This window comes from Romboutsia sp., from assembly GCF_051659545.1.
Taxonomy (GTDB): domain Bacteria; phylum Bacillota; class Clostridia; order Peptostreptococcales; family Peptostreptococcaceae; genus JBOFOR01.
The window spans coordinates 1-4,050 of record NZ_JBOFOR010000137.1; the positions used below are offsets into that span (position 1 = coordinate 1).

Annotated in this window: 5 protein-coding genes; 2 read left to right on the top strand and 3 right to left on the bottom strand. The window is 27.8% G+C overall.

Going from position 1 to position 4,050, the window contains the following annotated elements; genetic code table 11:
- Positions 1-800 (bottom strand): LCP family protein (locus ACRC03_RS07835; protein ID WP_438652009.1); only part of this gene is annotated, 800 nt, incomplete at its 3' end.
- Between the two features lie 181 nt (positions 801-981).
- On the opposite strand from ACRC03_RS07835, the gene ACRC03_RS07840 reads away from it, so the two are divergent.
- Positions 982-1,632, top strand: a complete 651-nt coding sequence (locus ACRC03_RS07840; RefSeq protein WP_438652010.1) for a DUF3298 domain-containing protein — start codon at positions 982-984, stop codon at positions 1,630-1,632.
- On the top strand, positions 1,629-2,150 hold the full coding sequence (locus ACRC03_RS07845; protein ID WP_438652011.1) for an amidase domain-containing protein: 522 nt from the start codon (positions 1,629-1,631) through the stop codon (positions 2,148-2,150). The genes ACRC03_RS07840 and ACRC03_RS07845 overlap by 4 nt, the downstream gene beginning before the upstream one ends.
- Positions 2,151-2,255: 105 nt before the next feature.
- Here the strand turns inward: ACRC03_RS07845 and ACRC03_RS07850 are convergent, their stop codons facing one another.
- The gene (locus ACRC03_RS07850) at positions 2,256-3,374 is read right to left on the bottom strand and encodes a DHHW family protein (protein WP_438652012.1); all 1,119 of its coding nucleotides are present in this window, start codon (positions 3,372-3,374) and stop codon (positions 2,256-2,258) included.
- 11 nt (positions 3,375-3,385) lie between these two features.
- Positions 3,386-4,050 (bottom strand): MBOAT family O-acyltransferase (locus ACRC03_RS07855; RefSeq protein ID WP_438652013.1); only part of this gene is annotated, 665 nt, incomplete at its 5' end.

A 4,050-nucleotide genomic window follows, 5' to 3' on the forward strand; every position in this document is an offset into this window, starting at 1 on the left:
CCAGCAGGTCTCATATTAGTCTTAACATAAGGTAATATTGTGTTTATTAAGTTAGGGTATTTAGTAACAGGTAAACCCTTAACTCCATCAATTAAGCCTTGTATAACATTTCTTTGTCTTCTATCTCTCTCTAAAGCAGAGTCATTTTTTCTTATACGTGAATATGCTAAAGTTTGATATCCGTTTAGTTTTTGAACGCCATCACTATTAATATACTCTATAGAATTCTTACTAGTATTGTTGTTCCACTTATAAGTTTCTGGTATAAACTTGTTTAATTCTTTAATTTCACTACTTTTAACATCTACTTCAACGCCCCCTAAAGCATCAACAATATCCATAAAAGAGTAGAAATCAACTACAGCATAGTTTTGAATATCTATCTCAAAGTTATTTTCTATAGTCTCTGTTAATAGATTTATTCCTCCATATACATAGGCATGAGTAAGTTTTTGCTTACCATGACCAGGAATATCAACATAAGTATCACGAGCAAATGAGGTTAACTTTAGACTTTTGTTTTTTCCGTCTACAGTAAGTATTAGCATTGCATCAGATCTTGATGCTTCCTCCCCAGGTCTACCATCTGTACCAGCTAGTAGAATATTAGTGATTCCATTTTCATTTTTGAAATTTGTATTACTTAAAATACTTTCATCTGCATTATTATCATGGATACCATTTAATTTATAATACAAATAACCAAAGACTGAAGCAGGAAAAGCAATAACTAAAATTGATAAAAATATTACTAACTTTTTTAAGCTAGAATTTTCCTTTTTTTGTTTACGTCTCGCCAAAATAATCCCTTCTTTCACAATTTTTTCAATAACATACAACTTATTATATTCTAGCATGAGGATATATTCAATACTATATATGTTACAAAAAAATACAAAGTAACTATATAAATAATATATAACCAAATTTGATTCCTATTCATATTAAATAATATAAACTATTTTAAATAGGAGGGTACTTATGTTATCAATAAAGACATTAAATATAGAAGAGAAAAATCAACTGGTTATATACAACTTAAATTATCCATTTATAGAAAGTGATGAACATGACCAAAAAATAATAAACTATATAAATGAAGTAATATATCAGGATATAATTTCTTTTAAAGATGTAGTAGAGCAGGAGTTAGAAAGTTTAATTTCAAGGAGAAACTATTTATCCTATATAAATACAGAGTATCAAGTCAGTTTTAATAAGAATAATCTTATAAGCCTAACAATAGAATTTTCACAATTAGCAGGACTTCAAAACATAACTTATTCAAATTCCTACAATTACGACTTAGAATCAGGAAAACAAATTAAACTGAGAGATATATTTAAACAAGGAATAGATTATGAAACTCTTTTAAATTCAAGTATAAAAAAAGAACTAGAAACTATGGAGTGTGTAACAGATGAAATTGGTGAAGAGGAAATAAGAGATTATCTAGACAATTTAATTATTTGTTATGATCAAAATTTTTATATAGAATATGATGGGATTGCAATTTATTTTTCTAGTTATGAATTAGACCAAAGTGTATCAGAAGTAGTAGCATTTAAAATTCCATTTAAGTACTGTATAGATTATTTAAGTAAATATGCTATGAAAAGAGTAAAAATATGAAAAAACTAAAAGCATATGACAGACAGGCAGCAGTAGATTATGCTCAAAAATGGGCTTTAAGTAGAAATCCTAAATATATGGATTATGAAGATTGGGGAGGAGACTGTACAAACTTTATATCACAATGTCTGATTGCAGGACGAATACCAATGGACAATATAGGGGAAAATGTATTGAAAAAATGGTATTGGTATAATGATAAATTAAGAACTCCTACTTGGACAGCTGCAGAGCCTTTTTATAAATATATAGTAGGAAATAATAATAAAAATAGTGAAAATTTTGGTATATATGCTAGAAATGCAGATTATAATGAATTAGAAATAGGAGATATAGCTCAACTTGTATATGAGGGTAGGGCTTATCATTCAATGATTATTAGTAAAGTTATTTTAGAAGGAGAATATTTAATCGATTATTTAGAATGCCAGCATACCTATGATTTATTAGATTATCCGCTTAGTTTAAAAGAAGGGGAAAAAAGATATATCAAAATATTAGGTTATTATAATTATTAAATATAATCAGTTTCAATGCTATAACAGATAGGTTATAGCATTGATTTTGGTATAAAATAAATATGCCTATATATTGGCTAGGTATTATATACAATTTGACTTTTTCTATATGGTGGGGGAGATATTATAAAAATCAGATGTATTAATAGTTTGGATATTACTCATGAATATAGCTTGGGCAATATCTTTATTTTTAGACAAATAATCTTTTAAATCTATGTTGTAGTATCTCGGGTCTACTACGTGAATTTTTTTAAAATCCTTGGTTAAGAAAGGTATGAAACTATGAGCATAAGAATCTTTGAAAATTATTACCTCATCTTTTGCACTAGGGTTACCTTCGATAACTGCAAAGGCAGGGTCCCCATGTAAAAAATACTGATATTTATTCTTACCTTGTAGCTTGTCCTTGTCGTAAAGGGTATCGTAGTTTTTGTCAAAATCCATTTCAATTTTAAAATTGTTGTAATCTTCATAAGCGACAATTGTATCACTTTTAAGATTAGGCAATAATGCTTTTGAATAATAAGTACCGTAAAAATCGTCACTTACTTTTGTAGGATTACCCTCAACAGTAGTATTAAACATATCTTCATAAGCCAGTTTTGCACCTAATTGTGTCCAGTGGTGGTCTGTATTAAAGTAAATATACTTATCCTTATTCTCCTTAAGTACATCATAAGGACTGTAAAAATTTAAAAAATCAAGCTCTTTAGTTTCTGAGCTTATATAGTCAACAACTGGTTTTTGGTCATCATTTATAGCCCAATAAGGTATACTTTCACCATAAAAAGCTATAGAAGTGGGAATTACCATTAATGTAGAATTTATATTGTAGATGCTGTCTAAATTTTTTGTAAGATTTATTACCTGAGAAATATTTTTGTCTATAATAGACTTATTAAAGGTAAACTTCTCCATAAGACGATCATCGTTATTTATATAAATATCTCTAAATTCTCTTTGTCCTAAGAAATAGCTATAGGAATTTTTAATTTCTAAAAACTCAGATCTAAGTGGAAATTGATCTGCTGTGTACTTGTCAAACTCGGTCATAAATTTTTTGCTAGTTATGTTATCCCATGAAAGTCTGGGAAGTTGTGTTAGTATTTTATTTTCAATCTCATTTATTTTTTTATCTGGTGTAGATAAAGTTGTAATAGGAACAATAAAAATAAAACCAAAAAATAAAGCCATCGTTAGAAATTTTAATATATTATTCATAAAATCACCTGCTAAAATCTAAAATATAAGAATGGATTAAAGGTAGCATCAACTAAGAATGCTGTAGAAATAACTAACCCAAAGCATAAAGCTACAAATCTTATATATTTATTTTTATCTAAAATATTTTTTATAATTGGTGTAGATGCAACTATTGATAAAACTAAAAGTGATAAATTAGGTAATAAGTAATAGTAGAAACTTTTATCAATAAATACACTATTAAAGCCAAACATAGCCTTAAAGTAAGCACCCATATCTGGTAGAGAAATAATATCGAATATCACAAAACTTATTAATATTAAAAACATAACATAAATATGTTTTGTAAAATCGGGTATTTTCTTTAGGAAATCTAGAAGGAATAATTTCTCTAATACTAAAATAACTCCAAAGTACAGTCCCCATAATATAAAGTTGTAGCTAGCACCATGCCATAAGCCAGTTAAAAACCACACTACGAAAATATTAAAGAACCATCTACCTTTAGAACATCTATTTCCTCCAAGTGGTATATAAACATAATCTCTAAACCAGATTCCCAAGGACATATGCCATCTTCTCCAAAATTCAGTAATAGATTTAGAGATGTAAGGATAGTTAAAGTTTTCTAAAAACTCAAATCCAAGTATTTTACCAAGCCCAATAGCCATATCTGAATATCCTGAGAAATCAA

Bases quoted from the DNA above. Each gene is read 5' to 3' on its own strand.
- ACRC03_RS07840 (WP_438652010.1), top strand. From the start codon at position 982: ATGTTATCAATAAAGACATTAAATATAGAAGAGAAAAATCAACTGGTT.
- ACRC03_RS07845 (WP_438652011.1), top strand. From the start codon at position 1,629: ATGAAAAAACTAAAAGCATATGACAGACAGGCAGCAGTAGATTATGCT.
- ACRC03_RS07850 (WP_438652012.1), bottom strand. From the start codon at position 3,374: ATGAATAATATATTAAAATTTCTAACGATGGCTTTATTTTTTGGTTTT.